Source organism: Neolewinella persica DSM 23188 (assembly GCF_000373105.1).
Classification (GTDB): Bacteria; Bacteroidota; Bacteroidia; order Chitinophagales; family Saprospiraceae; genus Neolewinella; species Neolewinella persica.
In genome coordinates, this window is record NZ_KB890421.1 from 57,734 (window position 1) to 73,751 (window position 16,018).

The 16,018-nt window shown below is 52.0% G+C and carries 10 protein-coding genes and 1 tRNA gene; 4 read left to right on the forward strand and 7 right to left on the reverse strand.

From position 1 onward, the window contains the following. The first annotated feature begins 98 nt into the window (after positions 1-98). A complete protein-coding gene (locus B036_RS0106960; RefSeq protein WP_020567977.1) occupies positions 99-1,445 on the forward strand; it encodes a TolC family protein in 1,347 nt (448 codons plus the stop codon). Positions 1,446-1,491: 46 nt separating this feature from the next. Here the strand turns inward: B036_RS0106960 and B036_RS0106965 are convergent, their stop codons facing one another. Then, the gene (locus tag B036_RS0106965) at positions 1,492-3,903 is read right to left on the reverse strand and encodes a glycoside hydrolase family 95 protein (RefSeq protein ID WP_020567978.1); all 2,412 of its coding nucleotides are present in this window, start codon (positions 3,901-3,903) and stop codon (positions 1,492-1,494) included. A 439-nt stretch (positions 3,904-4,342) separates the two neighbouring features. Here B036_RS0106965 and B036_RS0106970 point away from each other — a divergent pair, with 439 nt between their 5' ends. Then, complete coding sequence (locus B036_RS0106970) at positions 4,343-5,782, forward strand: SLC13 family permease (RefSeq protein ID WP_026231762.1); 1,440 nt, start codon at positions 4,343-4,345, stop codon at positions 5,780-5,782. 236 nt (positions 5,783-6,018) lie between these two features. Here the strand turns inward: B036_RS0106970 and B036_RS33215 are convergent, their stop codons facing one another. Next, on the reverse strand, positions 6,019-7,062 hold the full coding sequence (locus B036_RS33215) for a DUF547 domain-containing protein (protein WP_020567980.1): 1,044 nt from the start codon (positions 7,060-7,062) through the stop codon (positions 6,019-6,021). A 172-nt stretch (positions 7,063-7,234) separates the two neighbouring features. Here B036_RS33215 and B036_RS0106980 point away from each other — a divergent pair. Next, positions 7,235-7,322 (forward strand) — tRNA-Ser (locus B036_RS0106980). A gap of 618 nt (positions 7,323-7,940) precedes the next feature. Here the strand turns inward: B036_RS0106980 and pbpC are convergent. Further along, positions 7,941-10,340, reverse strand: coding sequence for a penicillin-binding protein 1C (pbpC, locus tag B036_RS0106985; RefSeq protein ID WP_020567981.1), 2,400 nt, complete (start codon positions 10,338-10,340; stop codon positions 7,941-7,943). Between the two features lie 236 nt (positions 10,341-10,576). Further along, positions 10,577-11,296, reverse strand: coding sequence for an LOG family protein (locus B036_RS0106990; RefSeq protein ID WP_020567983.1), 720 nt, complete (start codon positions 11,294-11,296; stop codon positions 10,577-10,579). 193 nt (positions 11,297-11,489) lie between these two features. Here B036_RS0106990 and B036_RS0106995 point away from each other — a divergent pair, with 193 nt between their 5' ends. Beyond that, positions 11,490-11,735: an acyl carrier protein gene (locus B036_RS0106995; RefSeq protein WP_020567984.1), complete on the forward strand. Its 246-nt coding sequence runs from the start codon at positions 11,490-11,492 to the stop codon at positions 11,733-11,735. A gap of 86 nt (positions 11,736-11,821) precedes the next feature. Here the strand turns inward: B036_RS0106995 and B036_RS0107000 are convergent, their stop codons facing one another. The 3 genes from B036_RS0107000 to B036_RS0107010 all read right to left on the reverse strand — a co-directional run bounded on the left by B036_RS0107000 (position 11,822) and on the right by B036_RS0107010 (position 15,739). Continuing rightward, positions 11,822-12,184: a hypothetical protein gene (locus B036_RS0107000; RefSeq protein WP_020567985.1), complete on the reverse strand. Its 363-nt coding sequence runs from the start codon at positions 12,182-12,184 to the stop codon at positions 11,822-11,824. A gap of 68 nt (positions 12,185-12,252) precedes the next feature. Next, on the reverse strand, positions 12,253-13,230 hold the full coding sequence (locus B036_RS0107005; RefSeq protein ID WP_020567986.1) for an L-threonylcarbamoyladenylate synthase: 978 nt from the start codon (positions 13,228-13,230) through the stop codon (positions 12,253-12,255). A 49-nt stretch (positions 13,231-13,279) separates the two neighbouring features. Continuing rightward, positions 13,280-15,739 carry an outer membrane beta-barrel family protein gene (locus B036_RS0107010; protein ID WP_020567987.1) on the reverse strand — a complete coding sequence of 820 codons (2,460 nt, stop codon included), beginning with the start codon at positions 15,737-15,739 and terminating at the stop codon, positions 13,280-13,282. Positions 15,740-16,018: the final 279 nt, after the last annotated feature.

Here is a 16,018-nt window from a genome sequence, read left to right on the forward strand (position 1 = left end):
AGTTATCAGTGTTCAAGTCTCTGAATCTCATAACGCTGAATCCTGAAACCTGAGAACTGGAACCATAAGACTCCTTCCCGAATACTGAACACTAATCAATGAAACCAATCTTTTTCCTTGCTTTCTTTGGCCTTCTCCTTGCACCTGCGGCCGCGCAAAATCTACCTTACGATCAGACGATTGATTGGGTACTGAACAATCACCCGCTTGCTGCTGCTGCTGACGCCGTAGAGCAAAGAGGTGCAGCGGAGCTGATGAAATTCCGTGGTGCCCTGGACCCTAAACTTAGTGTGAATTACGATCGCAAGGACTTTAAGGGGACAGAGTACTTCGACTACGGCGAAGCAGCCGTGGAGTGGCAAAGCCCATTCGCCGTTAAAGTGGCCGGTGGCTACCAGCGTGCAGAAGGAACTTACCTGAATGCTGAGCGAACCATCCCGTCTGCCGGGCAGGGCTATCTTGCCCTGAAGCTGCCCCTGCTTCGCGGCCTGATGACCGACGCCACCCGCATCGGCCTGAAACGCGGAGAGTTGGCGGTTGACCGGCAAAGAGCGCTGGCAGACGTTATACGAAACGAACTACGTTACGACCTGGCAGTTCGATACCTGCAGTGGACTTTCGCCGTCGAGGTGCTTGACCTGAATCGGGAAATGGAAACGACCATCGCTGAACGCCTGGCTAATTACCGCGTTTTGCTGCAACAGGGAGACAAGGCGGAGGTAGACACCCTCGAAGCTTCAGTTTATCTCGGGACACAACAACAGATGGTGCGGCAGGCAGAAATCGACCTGGTGTTGGCCCAGCAAGCAGTGGCTGAAATGTATTGGCCGATGACCGAAGGTGAAGTGCCGGTTACTTTACCCGCCGAATTTCTGGTGAACTTACCCGCGCCAGGCACGGTAGAAAGTCATCCGGAAATCCGGCAATTAGCGCTAAGTCTGGCCGATGCTTCATTGTCCCGTGACCTGAAGAGAGAACAACTGAAACCGGAGCTGAACCTAAGTTATTACCTGCTCGGCGATGGCTTCGCCCTGCCGGAAATGGATGCTAGTCCCTTCGCCGAAGCCTATAAGTTCGGCCTGACGGCGAGCTACCCCATACTCAACCGTAAAGCCCGTGCCGGTGCGCAACTCGGAGAATTGAAGGTCCTGGAATCCGAAGCAAAACTCGGCGCCAAAACCCAGGCATTATTTACAAAAGCCGGGGCCTATTACGGGGCTTCCCGGCAATACCTGCAGCAACTTAATTCCGGAGAGATTTTGGCAAATCAGGCCGCACAACTTTTGGCAGCAGAACGGGAACTGTATGACCTGGGGGAAAGCACCCAATTTGTTCTTAACCAACGGGAACAAGCACTGTTGAAGGCCCGGATGGACGTGGCTAAGTTACGGCTGTCCCGGGCTAAGGCAGTGGCTACTTATCGGTATTTACGGGCGGTTTGGTAAACAAGTTGTACGATTGCAGATTTCAGGAGTTGCAGGGGTAATATCCTCAGAATTCAACCTCATTAGACCCCGTAGTAAGGAACACTTCTTGCTTGGACGCTCCCGTGATCAGTTGAATGCTTCCCGGACCAAAAGCGTGAAGGGTAACAGCCGTTATTTTATTGTCTTTCCAGGAAATATCAACTTCATGCCCCGTGCGCGTCCGTACCCCCCGGAGTGTTCCTTCCGGCCACGCATCCGGCAGCGCCGGCAGCAGCCGGATCTCGTTGGGGCCAGACTGTACGATCATCTCCAGAATTGCCGCTGCACCGCCAAAATTGCCATCGATCTGGAAGGGTGGGTGCGCATCAAAAAGGTTGGGGTAGGTGCCGCCACCTTGTCCGCCGGTTTTGCCGGTAGGTTCCACGTAGCGAAGTAATTCCCGCAGCATCTTGTAGGCACGGTTGCCGTCCCACAATCTGGCCCACAGGTTGATTCGCCACCCCTTGGACCATCCGGTCGTCTCGTCTCCCTTTATCTCGAGAGTCTTACGGCTGGCAGCGGCTAGCTCCGGCGTCTTCTCCGGACTTAAATGATGCCCGGGGTGGAGCCCGAAAAGATGCGTTTGGTGGCGATGCCTGGGATCCTGGTCCTCCCAGTCGTGGTACCATTCCTGCAGGTGGCCGTTTTTGCTGATTTTGTAGGGCAAGAGGCGTTCCTGCGCGGCTTTGATCTGGCTTTGCAGCCCCGGATCCATGCCTAGAATTTCACCGGCGGCCAGGGTCTGGGCAAAATTCTCCCTAATGAAAGCCATGTCGGCGGACCCTCCGTACAGCGTTGAACCGGCGTAACCGTCGGAAGTGATGAATCTCGCTTCGGGGGAGGTGGATGGAGACGTGAGCAATTCTCCCTGTGGCCCTTCCGTCAGCCAATCCAGGCAAAAGCGGGTAGCGCCTTTCAGGATAGGGTAGGCCTTGGTTCGCAGGAATGCTTCATCGCGGGTGAAGAGGTAGTGCTCCCAGAGGTGGGTACTGAGCCAAACACCTCCCATGTTCCAGTTAGCCCAATTGGGATCTCCCTGGCCGAAATCGCCAACGGGGTTGCTCATTGCCCAGATATCTGAGTTGTGGCAGGCTACCCAGCCGTCGGTGCCATAAAAAGTACGGGCAGTTATCGCTCCGGTCCTGGCCACGTTTTCGATAAAGCCGAGCATGGGTTGGTGCATTTCTGACAGATTGGCGACTTCAGCTGGCCAATAGTTTTCTTCCGCGTTGATGTTGATGGTGTAGTTTGCGCTCCAGGGTGGTCGCAGGTAGGGATTCCAGATGCCTTGCAGGTTGGCGGGGACTTCGGGAGTACGGGAGCTCGAAATGAGCAGGTAGCGCCCGTATTGCAGATAGAGAATTTCGAGATTCTTGTCCTCCACACCCGTACCGTAGCGTTTCAGGCGTTCGTCAGTGGGAAGGTCAGGGGCGTTGGTGGGCCCGAGATCTAGCGAAAGGCGGCGAAAGAAGGACTGATGATCACGCAGGTGGTTTGTCCGTAGTTCGTGTACTGTCTTTTGGGCTGCTTGTTGGAGCTGTGTTTCGGCGATGCGCTTATGGTCCAGACCTTCGCGGGCAGGATCTTTATCAAAACCATTGAAGCTGGTGCTGATGGACACCAGAATGATGGCTTCGGTACCGCCAATGAACCGCATTTTTTCTTCTTCCACGGAGACGCGGCCATCGAAGCTTTTGATGCGGAACCGGCTGGTGAAACGGGTGCCGCGAGCGGGATCGAAACGGACGGCGTTTGGAATATCTCCCCGGTAACTTGGCTCGGCGTGGTAGGGGGCGTAGCCATTCACGGCCAGGTCGGTACTCAGCGGATCAAATGTATGAGGGAGCTGGCTGGTGAAGCCGAGATCAAAGCTGAGCGCGCCTGTTTGACTGGCTTTCAAGCGAATGACCATTACTTTGTCGGGATGCGAAACGAAATATTCCCGGCTAAAATCAACACCGGCAAGGGAATAGGTTTGCGTGACGATGGCCCGGTCTATGTCCAGGGAACGCCGGTAGTTACTGACGGCCTTTTTTTGGCGCGGCCGCGGGTGCAGGGGGTGTTGAAAGGCAAGGTGTAAAGTCCCCAAAGGTGCATAGCTTTGGGAAAAGCTGCCTTGCAGGCCCCGCTGCAGGGAATCTGCTAAACGATAGTTCTCCGCCTTCAATGCGGCCCTGATGGCGGGGAGGGCAGTGCGCGCGCCGGGGTTCATGTTGGGGTCAACCGGCTCGCCGGACCATAAGGTGGCGTCGTTGAGGAAAATGCTGTCGTTCTCCATTCCGCCGAAGACGGATGCACCGACTCGGCCATTACCCAATACCAGGGTCTCCTCGAAAGCTGTAGCCGGTTCGTCGAACCAAAGTTCGTGGGTTGATTGTGCCTTTAGTGCTGAGCAGATGGTTGAAATAAGGATTAGTAGGATGAACCTTGTTTGCATGGAAGGATAGGTGAGCGTGAGAAGAAAAGCTGAATTCAAGGTAAAAAATTATCGCGGGTAATTCTTTAGAATTGAATTGACGAAGAAACAGCGCTCCTTAATTTGGAGTATGGCGAACACAGATAGGTTTCCCTTGGCTATTAGACCGAAAGCTTCCACCCAGCTTCATTTGTCATTAAACGTATTGTTGTCCATATCTTCCCCTGATGAAACCGATCCTACTAACCCTGCTGCTATTTGCCCTCCTTTGCACCTGCGGCCGCGCCCAGGAAATGCGCTGGGAGATCAAGGAAGCCCAGACGAGTTGCAGAGGGTGAGTTAGTTGAAGTGTCGCTACCTAAATACTTGTGAAGGAGCCGGAGGTCCAGATCCGATTTATTTGTAGTTTGCAACCTGCAACCTGCAACCTGCAACCTGCAACCTGAAACCTGCAACCTGAATGACCACTCAACGCATCGGACTAATCCTAGGTCCCCTACTTTTTACCTTGCTGCTGCTCTTCTTCCGGCCTGCCGGCATGGAATTCACTGCGGTAGCCGTTCTGGCCACCACCCTTTGGATGGCGGTATGGTGGACCACCGAGGCAATTCCCATTGCCGTGACTTCCTTGCTGCCTGTCGTCCTTTTCCCCCTGACCGGCGTACTGGCAGCACCCGAAGCTACCGCTCCCTACGGCCATTATATTGTCTTCCTTTTTTTGGGAGGCTTCATGATCGCAATGGCCGTAGAGCGCTGGAACCTGCACCGACGCATCGCCCTGGCCACCATTAACCTGATCGGCTCCAACCTTCGGATGATCATTCTGGGTGCGATGGTCGCTACCGCCTTCCTGTCGATGTGGATATCGAATACCGCTACTTCCGTCATGATGCTGCCCATCGCTATGGCTATAGCGAAACAATTAGCGGATGATCCAACTACGACCAAGGATGAAAACGCCATTTTCGGCAAAGCCCTCATGCTGGCCATCGCCTATTCCGCTTCCATCGGCGGTATGGCTACTTTGATCGGCACACCGGTCAATGGCGTATTGTTGGGGCAGGTAGAAACGGTCTTTGGCATCGAAATCGGGTTCATGGACTGGTTCAAAATCGGCTTTCCGATCTCCATGGCTTTGTTAGTGATCTGCTGGTGGTACCTGACTCGCGTAGCCTTCAAATTCTCGGCAGAGGCCTTCTCCGGTGGACGTGCGGAGGTACGTCGTCTTCAGAAAGAGCAAGGAAAAATTACCCGCGAAGAAATTAAGGTTTTGGTCATTTTTACTCTTACTGCATTAGCCTGGATATTCCGCCAGTCAGTACTCTCCCCAATACTTCCCGGCATAAACGATACCGTCATCGCTATGGCAGGTGCCACAGCGTTGTTCCTTGTACCCGGCAGGGAAAAGGGGACCCAATTACTGACCTGGAAGCAGGCCGTGAAGTTGCCCTGGGGAGTAGTTTTGCTGTTAGGGGGAGGTTTTGCTCTTGCGGAGGGGTTCGATGCCAGTGGACTGAAGGAGTATATTGCCGAGAACCTCAGTGTGCCGGGAACCATCGGCTTGCTGGTAATTACGCTCATGGTAGTAGCTGCCGTCAATTTCCTGACCGAAATCACCAGTAATGTAGCGACCACATCAATGCTCTTGCCCGTATTAGCAGTAGCTGCCGGCCCACTAGGCGTTAGCGCCTCTTCCCTGATGGTGCCGGCCACGCTGGCGGCCACATGTGCTTTTATGCTGCCAGTAGCCACGCCACCTAATGCCGTTGTATTCGGCTCTGGCTACCTCACCATCCCCGATATGGCCAGGGCAGGTTTTCGTATGAACCTCATCTCAATTATGCTGATCAGCCTGGTTTGCTATTTCTTGCTGCCTTTTTTGTCAGCTTTTGCTTTTTAAGCTGATTTTATTTGCGTTGCAGGGCAGTCGCTTCGCGACTTGTTGCAGGGGTCGCTTCGCTCCCGTTGCAGTGCGCCTTCGGCGCGTTGCAGCTACCGTACCTGGCAGCTAGCTACGCTTGTCTGATATGAAATATGAGGCAAAGGCCTCTTGCAACCCTTTGCAACCGGAGCGAAGTGACCCTGCAACCCCTGCAACAAGGCGCGAAGCGACCCTGCAACCTGAGCAAAGCGCCCCTACTGCTTATTCAACCCCCAATCATACTCCCGAAATCCAATTGTTGTTCCTTCAGGAATCTGGGTAGCAGCATACTTATTAAGGTAATCCCGTAAATCGCCGAAATCTTCTGCATACCAGTCGAAAATTTTGGATACGGCGACTGTTTCACCGATGGTGTTATAGGCGGGATTTCGGATAAAGTTGCGGGCGCGTGACTCCATCAAGCCAGTCAGGTTACTTGGCGTAAAAGCCATGTTTGGGATCGGCGGGCAGGAGGCTGCCGCACAATTGACGGCAAAGTGGATGTTTGGGTCCTTGTATCGGGGCCGTAGAATGTCGTGTTCGATGTTGTTAAGACTGTAGGTCTTTTCACCCAGCTTAATCCATTTCACGTCCCAGGGCTTGCCGCCGTGCAGGTCCATAATGCTTTTGACGGGCCAGTTTTTCAAGATCATTTTAATGGTCGCAGCATTGTAGGCATTGATCCAGTAGGCCATTCCTTCCCGGCGGGTCCAGTCTGTTGTCGGAGCATTTTCTGCCAATTCGGCGAGGTAAGCATCGAGTCTGCTTTCGTCCTTTTTAAATGCAGCATAATTGACGTTTCCCGCTTTGTTTACGTGTTGCTGCAATAGAGTATTCCAGACGTCATGTGTGGGGACTTCAGGTTTATCGGGTATTGGCGCAGATGCCGTTTGTACAACTGGTTCACTGGAGGCTGGAGTTTTCGGATTAACTACCGGGGCTTCCGTTCGGGTAGCATCGGACGCTGGTTTACTTGGCGGGGCAGGTGAAACTTTAGGTTTTGAGGTAGGCGTCGGGTCCAATACCTCGGGCTCAGGCAGTTTCTTGTCCTGTATATGTTCAGGAGAGGCCTCGGCAGTTGCTTTTATTACATCCTTTTCCATCTCGTGTTCTTCAAGAATATCGAGCGCCGGTTCTGAACTGACGGCCTCCGGACTTTCGGAGGCAGAAGTAACCGTGTCTGCCGTCGGGCCTCCACAGGAGAAGAGCAGGGTGGCTAATAGTAAGGCATTTAGGGTGTAAGTCAGCATCTTAGTCATGTGTCTTGGTTTGGGAGATTCAGTTATATAACGCGAAGGAGTGATGAATATGTTTGAAACGATTCGTGTTCAAGTCGGATACCGTCAAAATCATTTCTGCAAATTTCTGCAACTCTTTCCGGCAAAATGCTTGTTCTTAATGTTCTTGCTGCATATCTTTGCGGCCGCTAACGGAGGAATGGCAGAGCGGTTTAATGCACCGGTCTTGAAAACCGACGTACTGAAAGGTACCGGGGGTTCGAATCCCTCTTCCTCCGCCAAACCATTAATTTGGGAAAGCCCGGCCATTTATGGCTGGGCTTTTGCATTTTAGGGTTCCTCTATTGAAGCCCTTTAAAAGTCCCTTCTGGTTTATTCGAGCCTGTATAGCGACAGGCCAACTAACCGAAAGGAGTCGTCCCGATCGCACTTTAGATAGAAGTAACCTGTCCCGGGATAGCTTCGATTGAACCTGACCTGGGGCAAAAAAAACAGCGGCTCCTAAGAAGGAGCCGCTGAAAAAAAACTTAAAGTCGATCATGCCGATGGGAAGAACCGGGAAGATTTGAGCAATGCTTAAAAGCCGACTTGGTCTGACTTTTCAATTACTCAGGTAGTCTCTTACCCGATTGATAATACAAATATAGGGAGCGAAAATTCGCCTGGCAAATGCTACATTCAAGCATCTTTGTAAGCTTTAAGCAGATGCGCATGAAATATTTTGCACGACTAATTCAGTACAAAAGCAAACAAAAATATTACTATGTTTCTATAAATCTTATAAGATAGGGCTAATAGAAATTTTATTTGGTATGATGAACTCGTGTAAGTGTTGGTATTTGTTATGCCCAACGCTGTTTCGAAGCTTAATTTAATAGCTGCGTCCGGATATTTAACGTTTACTTTACTTCAAATCGCCGTTCGAGCCGGTTTCCACTGTCGTCAACCACAGTGAGCAAGTGTTTTCCTACCGGAACCTCAATTGAGATGGTGTGAAATTCTTGTGTCTGGCCAATGAACTCATCATTAAGGTGCCAAAAAACCCTTGAAGAAGTGTTCCGATGCGCCAGTTCGAAAAAGAAGGGCTCTGTTTTTCCTTCCCAATTCTTCGAGGCACTGAGCACACCTTTTCTATACGGATAGATCAATTGCATTGGCTGATCAGCTGCAATGCCAGCTGCTTCTAAACAGTCTGGATGGAAGGGTGGGGGACTTACGTACTCCGGATGTCGTCGACCGTAATAGTAGGCTTGCCTGGCGGGTAGCTCGAACCATCCGTTGACGATGGGCTGTTCATCGGTACAGTTTTGCCTGATCTGCCATTTTTGATCGGCGGTGGTGAATATCCGCCGATGGAAGGGACATTGCCTTCCACGCTCCGCTTTAGCCGGCAGCCATTCCCTGCTTTCAGGGCATTCCGGCCCGGCGAGCATCCCGCTGATATCACAGGTACTGGTTTCTATCATGTCGTCAAATGGCTGCTCAAACCATAGCGGCGCCTCCGGCGCCCGGCCTTCTAAGGTCCGGAAAATCCGAAACAGCAGCGGAGCTGCTGCTCGTACGCCGACGAGCCCGGCCCGACCCTCCCCGTCTGCGTTTCCGGTCCATACGCTAACTACGTAAGCCGGCGTACAGCCCACCGCCCAGGCGTCTCTGAACCCAAAGCTGGTTCCGGTCTTCCAGGCAATACGCCGGTGTGAGCTGAACCGGTGAGCGACGCCGGTTTCGTCTGGCCTGGAAAGGGCAGTAAGTGCGTTCAGGGTCAGGTACCCGGCGCCGGCACCGATGGGGCCGGAAGCCCGTTGAATATTCATCAGCGGCGGTCGGTCTGGGGTGTCGGCCAGGAGTAAAGGCGCATCGAAGTCTGCTGCCGAATACTGCCCCTGCCGTTCATAAAAATACCGCTGTTGACGGGCCATGCCAAGAAACCAACCGTTGATTTCCTCCATGGTAATTTCCCCTCCGCCGAGGATGAGGGACAGGCCATAATGGTTAGGAGAGTTGGTCAGCTGCCGAAAGCCATAGTTTTTCAAAGCAGCATGAAATGGCGGCACACCATAATCCCGCAGTAAATAGACGAAAGGGATGTTCAAAGAACGGGCCAGAGCTTCTTTAGCGGGCACGGCTCCGTCATGGTCACGATAAAAGTTAGCGGGTTGAAAACTGTTGAAGTTTGTGGGGATGTCTGCCAGCAATTGTCGGGGAGCAAGGGTTCCATTTTCCAGTGCCAGCGCAAACAGCATGGGCTTCAATAAGCTGCCGGGGCTTCTCGCAGCAGTAATCAGGTCAACATCAGGCGCGAACGCAGGTGCAAGGTCAGGTGCATTACCAACGTAGGCGACCACTTTACCAGAGGCGACCTCCGTCACCATGGCGGCCACATTGTGTATCTGATTACCGGAAAGCAGGCCTTGGTGCCGACGGACCAATTCGGTAACTTCCATTTGCAATCCCGCTTCGAGGCTGCTACGGAAGCGTCCTGAAGGCGCGCCCTTGCGCAATCTCTCCAGGAGGTGATCTCCCCGCCTTGGAAGGGGGTGAGGAGCATCGGGAAGCGGCTCCAACTTGGAGAGCATCGCTTCTTCGTGGGAGAGGTGACCTGCTTTAACTAGATCGTCCAACAGCGCATCCCGTTTGGTGCGCAGCGCGCTGCGCGCGCGCCCTGGGTGGATCAGGGCCGGGCTATTGGGCAATACGGCCAGCGTTGCTGCTTCTGCCCAGGACAGCTCGGCGGGAGAACGAGCGTAGTAGCGCCGGGCAGCGGCTTCCACGCCAACTACATTGCCACCAAACGGTGCGTTGGCCAGCCAGAAACGGAGGATTTCCTCCTTTGAATACCTTAATTCGAGCCTGGTGGCCCAGGCTGCTTCCAACATTTTTTGCACCAGCGTTCGCGCCTTATTGCCCCGGGCCATACGCGCCACCTGCATCGTGATCGTAGAACCTCCGGAAACGATCTCTCCCGCCTGCCAATTATCCCGAATCGCTCTGGTGACACCTTTTATACTGATGCCCCAGTGCTGCCGGAAGGTCCGGTCCTCGTAGTTGACTACGGCAAGTTTCAACTTAGCAGAAATACTGTCTGCGGCCTGCATGCGCCACTGCCCGTCTGCCGCAATACGCGCACTTAGCAATTCACCCTCAGCACTAAGTAGCTCCGTGGCCAGCGGATCGTTGAACAGTGGGCGGGGCAGGCAGAAAAGCCACCAGGTAAATGCAAGTAGACTCAGAGTCAGCACCAGGGAACGCTTAGGGTTACCCCTTACATAATCCCTTAACCGACGCTTCCAGGTACTCATTATTCAATGAAATGATCCTCCATGGCACGTGTTTGCAAGCCTTTCCAGGCAGCTCGTGCCCGAGGCTGTAAAAACCAAATGCCAATTAAGTCCTTCGATAGGAGGGCCTTCTCCTGTTCGTAAGTTGTGATAGAAATCACGCGCAACTTCGATGATGATCAATAAGAAGAACGGTATCACAACCACAGTGACAATTAATTTCCATGCCTTGATTGTAAGTAACCGTTTCATCTTTTCTACAGCTTATAATTCGGCTCCAGGGTATGCCCCTGCACATCATAGAATTCCCGGATGATCTGGAGGACTTCGTCTGCAGAATCAACGACCGGGATAAGGTCCATATCGTCCATGGCGATGGTTTTTTCTTTTTCGGCCATCGTTTCGCGAATCCAGTCGATCATTCCAGCCCAGTATTCTTTACCGATCAGGACGACGGGTACCTTGGTGATCTTTCGGGTTTGGATAAGGGTGAGTACTTCGAATAATTCGTCCATAGTTCCAAATCCGCCAGGACAGCAGATGAAGGCCTGGGCGTATTTGACGAACATTACCTTCCGGACGAAAAAGTAGCGGAAGTCAATGTCTTTGTCTGCATCTACGTAAGGATTGCTGCTGGTCTCAAACGGAAGGTCGATGTTGAGGCCAATGCTGGCCCCTTTAGACAGGTGGGCGCCGCGGTTGCCAGCCTCCATAATGCCGGGGCCACCGCCCGTGATGACACCGTAGCCTTCTTCCACAAGCCGTTGACCAATCTCCGTAGCCAGCTTATAATACTTGTGGTCTGGCTTGGTCCTGGCAGATCCGAAGATCGAGACACAGGGGCCTACCCGATTCATTACTTCGTAGCCTTCCACGAATTCGCTGATGACTTTAAACATGGTCCAGCTGTCTTCACCTCGGACATTGCCATGCCAACTGCGTGGAGAGGCGGAAGAGAACTTTGAGGATTTACTCATACAAGGGGTTATTTTTTAAGGGGGCGACAAAGATAATTGAAGAAATCGGACAAAAAGACGAATGCCAGGCAACGGTTAGTGTCTTTACATCGTTCTTTCGAGCGAATATTCGCTGGTAATTTTAGCTGGCGTCTTTTTTTAGTGACTTACCCCCTCAGCCCTCGTCAAACCGAGCCCACAACAAAAAACCAAAATGACTGCAATTCAAGTTCCCGTTACCCGTTCTGCTAACCTGATGCATAACCTCAGCACTGAATTAAAAGTGCCAGGTCACAGGTTGCATTCTTTTATGCGACTCAAGGATGATTTTTTCCTTGACCCAATGGATATCGACCTGTTGGTCGCCAGTCTGGAAACTAAGCTGGAATACTACCTCACAGAAGAAGAAGCCGCTCAGATTGAGACGGTCGGTGATCTTCAGACCTTTTTCCTGCGCTAGGTCGCAGAATTCAGGGTTCAGTACTCAGAATTCAGTATTTAGATTTCAGTACGGAGGGTCCAGCACTGAAATCTAAATACTGAATTCTACTCCGCCTTTTTCATTTTAAAATCGAACTGGAACCCCTGGTACCTGCTACGTAAGTGCATGGTAGTATCGGTTAGTTCCTGGATGTTATAAGTCAGGGGTAATTTTACCCCTTCGGTTACAATCTCTTGATCGGCCCAGACGTAGGTTCCCTCGGTTTCATTACCAAGGAGGTTTGTTTTAAGCTTGCCGTCGACCATGAAGTCGAAATGCAGGCCGTCCAGCATCTCGGTCTCGGTGTTATTTCTAAGCGCCTGGACGAGTTCCCAGTGGCCTTCTACTGTTGCAGCATGCTGGCCCTGGTCATCAAAGCAGGAGGTAAGAAAAATGGTTGTAAATGTGAGGGCAACGAATAGTCTCATGTACTAGGTTTGGGCTTGGGGAGTTTGATCCGGGTAGAAAGGTAATGACTTACAACTGGATTAATGGATTATTCCGTAGCTGCAGCTCGCCGAAGGCGATCATTGATGGCCCTTCCAAGACCGGTTTCTGGTAGTAGTTCGGCGGCAACGAAAGGATAGTTGTGCGTTGCCATAAGACGTAAAAAGGTGAATAATTGTTGGGCAGCCTGAGCTAATTCTCCATTTGGACTTAGATCATAAGTGGTAATCAAACGTTTGTCGTCGTACGAGATTGCCTTACCCCCACGGCCAAAAACTATTCTGGCCGAGCCTGCGGGTATGGGCTGATCTTCTTCCAGACGCTCAAAAATTTCCAGATGATTGCCCGGAGAATAGTGCTTACTAAGCATCCCTGGCGCTTCTGGTTGGCTGCTGCTGTGTGTTTTGACGGCGAGGCGGTGTCCTAAAATCTCTTCGATCTGCTCAATGGGTAATCCCCCTTTTCTCAGGATCGTGGCTTCACCATTGGGGAAGGCTACGATGGTACTCTCCAGGCCGACCCTGCAGGGCCCTCCATCAAGAATGTAATCAACTCTCTCGCCCAGTTGATCCTTTACGTGTTGAGCGGTAGTTGGGCTGACAAAACCAAATGGATTGGCACTAGGAGCTGCTACTGGAAAATCTACTTTCGACAGCAGTTCCAGGGCGACAGGGTGGTCTGGCACCCTCAAGGCCACTGCCGGTAAGCCGGAAACGACCATGTCAGGAACGGATCTATGCTTAGGCAATACCATGGTCAGTGGTCCGGGCCAGAAGGCCTCGGCCAGCTTGAACGCTTCTTCAGAGATTTCACTGGCGTAGGCAAGAATCCGCTCCGGCGTACTTTGGTGAATGATCAGCGGATCGAAACTTGGCCGGTTCTTGGCGGTGAAGATCTTCAAAACGGCAGATTCATCAAGGGCATTAGCACCTAGACCGTAAACGGTTTCGGTGGGTATCGCCACCAGTTGGCCCGCCCGGAGGGCCTGGGCTGCGGTGTCGGTATCGGTGATGATAGAGGCTGACAATACTGTTAAGGACATCTAATGAGCCACAAAGGTAACTGCTGCAGGTGGCTTAAAAGTCACCTCCGTCACCACCTCCACCGTCGCCGCGACCGCCACGGTCACGCTGCGGCTTCAATTGCTGCAAACTGTACTGGAAACCAATATAGGCGATTCGGCTTTCCCGTTGAAACTGGCTTATAGTTGTAAGATTGCTTAGTTCGGTATCGAATCGGTATTTACGCGTGTTGAAAATATCGGTCACCCGAAGGGTAATGGCCGCTTTTTTATCAAGTATCTCCTTCCGGAACCCGATGTCGAAACTCTGAATGGTACCGATACGTCCCTGTGGGCGTACACCGGGGCTACGGTAGAAGTAAGTGAACTGTGCCTGGATATCAGCAGGAAGCTTATAACCACCCTGAATGTTTCCACTAAAGAGGTAGCCGTTAGCGTCAACGCTCTGGTCGTCGGCACGGCCGATGATCTCACTGCGGTAACCGTTGGCACTGGCCGTCAGCTCGAATTTTTTGCCAAACCGTAGGGTGTTGATGAGCTCGATACCGTAGTTACGGCCACGATCCAGGTTGCCGCGTGTGCTGAGGGTTACTCCCCCTTGCTGCGTTTCACTGATCCGGCTAATGATGTCGTTCAGCTGGCGGAAGTACAGACCGGCAGTAAGCGTACCCAACCCATGTCGTTGCTGAAGGTTGAACTCGAAACTGTTGATCAGTTCGGGGAGCAGGAAGGGATTTCCGCTCCGCAGATTGAAGGGGTCGCCACGGTCAACAAAAGGATTGAGGGCTCCGGCACGTGGGCGGTTAATCCGCCGGCTGTAACTCAACTGTAGTGTTGAATTTTCGTTTAGGGCATAGCCAAGGAACACACTGGGGTAGACCTTAAAGTAGTCGTTCTCAAAAGTCTCCGGATCGGGTTCAATCAACTGGCTGGTGGTATAGGCCTGCTCGACACGAAGACCGGCACTGAAGGTGAAGTCCTTTACTTTTCCACCAATGGTGCCATAAACTGCATGCACGTCCTCCTGGTAACGGAAGATGTTACTTTGTTGGTCGTTGCGGACAAATGTGTTGCCGTCAAAGGTCGCAAATTCCGAGTCCGTCGTTAGTTCCTGGAGAGTAGAGCGCCACCCGGTTTCAAATTTGAATTCACCGAAATTCTGCTCGTAATCGAGCTGGCCAATCCACTGATTCCGGTTCTCAATACTTGGACTCTGCTGTAATAGATTTTCCAGCAAGACACTGTTACCGTCAGTAATTGTCTCGTCGTAGTTCTCCTGCTCAAATTCGTCGTTTTCGCTAAACTGAACTTGTGCGGAGAGCTTTCTGCCTTCTTTTTTGAAGGTGGTTGTATAGTTTGCCTGTACTTCGTAGTTGGACTCATCCGATGGCTCAGTCTCCAGGCGGGTACTTACCCGTTCGAGCTCACCAGCGCTGTTGAAAAAGTTGGTAATCCGGTCATTACCACTACGCCCAGCCTCTGATTGGTAGTTGCCCTGGATACCCAACACCCCTCTTTTACTTAGAGAATACTCCGTACCGAGTTTGTAGGTGGTTGATTTGCGGATACGATCTCCATCAAAGTTGAAACGGCGGGTAAAAGAACTGTCGCTGATGATACCCGACTGATCGCGAAAGCCTACGAAGAAGCGTTCGTCATGGCGGCCGCTTATCCCGGCAAAACTATTGAATTTGCCCTTGCGCCAGTTAAGGTCAAGGCTCCCATCGAATTTGTTGTTGGTACCGGCATTAAGGTTGATGGAGGCATTGAAACCATCTTCCCGCTTATTTTTCAGCACGATGTTGATCAGGCCAGCGGTACCTTCCGGGTCGTAGGCTGCTCCGGGGTTGGTGATGACCTCAATACGTTCGATGTTGCTGGCGGATAGGGATTTCAGGTAGGTGGCCGGGTCAGAACCTACCAGGCCGCTTGGCCGTCCGTTGATAAGGAAGCGGACATTCCCACTTCCCCGAAGGGAAATGTTGCCTTCCAGGTCGACACTGATGCTGGGCAGTTGCCGGAGCAGGTCCTCGGCGGAGCCGCCGGCAGCGGCTACACTTTTTTCGACGTTAAATACTTTTCTATCAAGCCCAAGCTCCATCACGGCTCTTTCTGCTGTGACAACAACCTCCTCTAGTTCTTGTCCGCCAGAGCCAAGAAATACGTCTCCAAGGCTGAAAAATCGTTCCATTTCATTAAGCTCCACTCCCCGGTTTTCGGTGCCGTAACCAAGAAAGCTCATTTCAAGGCGATAGTCTCCCAAGGGGAGGTTATCAAAACTAAAAGATCCGTCAATATCGGTAGTAGTACCCGTTACAAGGCTATCGGTGATGGTATAGACGACAACATTCGCAAAGCCAATGGGCTCCTCTGTTTCTGCATCGATCAGCGTTCCTGCAACTTTGCCTGGTGTTGGTCCTTTTTGAGCGAAAATGCTACTTGATAGAAAAAGAAGAATAAAAAAGGAGAGAATCAGGCGCGGACGCGGGTGCAGTAAAAGGTCTTTGAAGAGCATGGTAATTTTTGGCAGGTAAATATTGTATTTACTGGTTCAACTGAAGCCAGGAAATATAGTTCGGTGTGGGTACATTATTAACAGCTCGTTTGGAACTATACCTTGAGCCCGCCCGCGGCACGTTGCAGTATTTGTGATCAGCCGGGGACACAGCCAAAGGGTTTTGCTACTTTTTCCCATGAAAAGTAGTCTCCCGGCAGGGAGGTTAAACGGTCAACGAATACCAGATTTGCAATTATCGAGGGATGAACACTTCATTTTAGTTGCAGAAGTAATCGG

Coding starts and splice junctions, on each gene's coding strand:
- B036_RS0106960 (WP_020567977.1), top strand. CDS start 99: ATGAAACCAATCTTTTTCCTTGCTTTCTTTGGCCTTCTCCTTGCACCT.
- B036_RS0106965 (WP_020567978.1), bottom strand. CDS start 3,903: ATGCAAACAAGGTTCATCCTACTAATCCTTATTTCAACCATCTGCTCA.
- B036_RS0106970 (WP_026231762.1), top strand. CDS start 4,343: ATGACCACTCAACGCATCGGACTAATCCTAGGTCCCCTACTTTTTACC.
- B036_RS33215 (WP_020567980.1), bottom strand. CDS start 7,062: ATGACTAAGATGCTGACTTACACCCTAAATGCCTTACTATTAGCCACC.
- pbpC (WP_020567981.1), bottom strand. CDS start 10,340: ATGAGTACCTGGAAGCGTCGGTTAAGGGATTATGTAAGGGGTAACCCT.
- B036_RS0106990 (WP_020567983.1), bottom strand. CDS start 11,296: ATGAGTAAATCCTCAAAGTTCTCTTCCGCCTCTCCACGCAGTTGGCAT.
- B036_RS0106995 (WP_020567984.1), top strand. CDS start 11,490: ATGACTGCAATTCAAGTTCCCGTTACCCGTTCTGCTAACCTGATGCAT.
- B036_RS0107000 (WP_020567985.1), bottom strand. CDS start 12,184: ATGAGACTATTCGTTGCCCTCACATTTACAACCATTTTTCTTACCTCC.
- B036_RS0107010 (WP_020567987.1), bottom strand. CDS start 15,739: ATGCTCTTCAAAGACCTTTTACTGCACCCGCGTCCGCGCCTGATTCTC.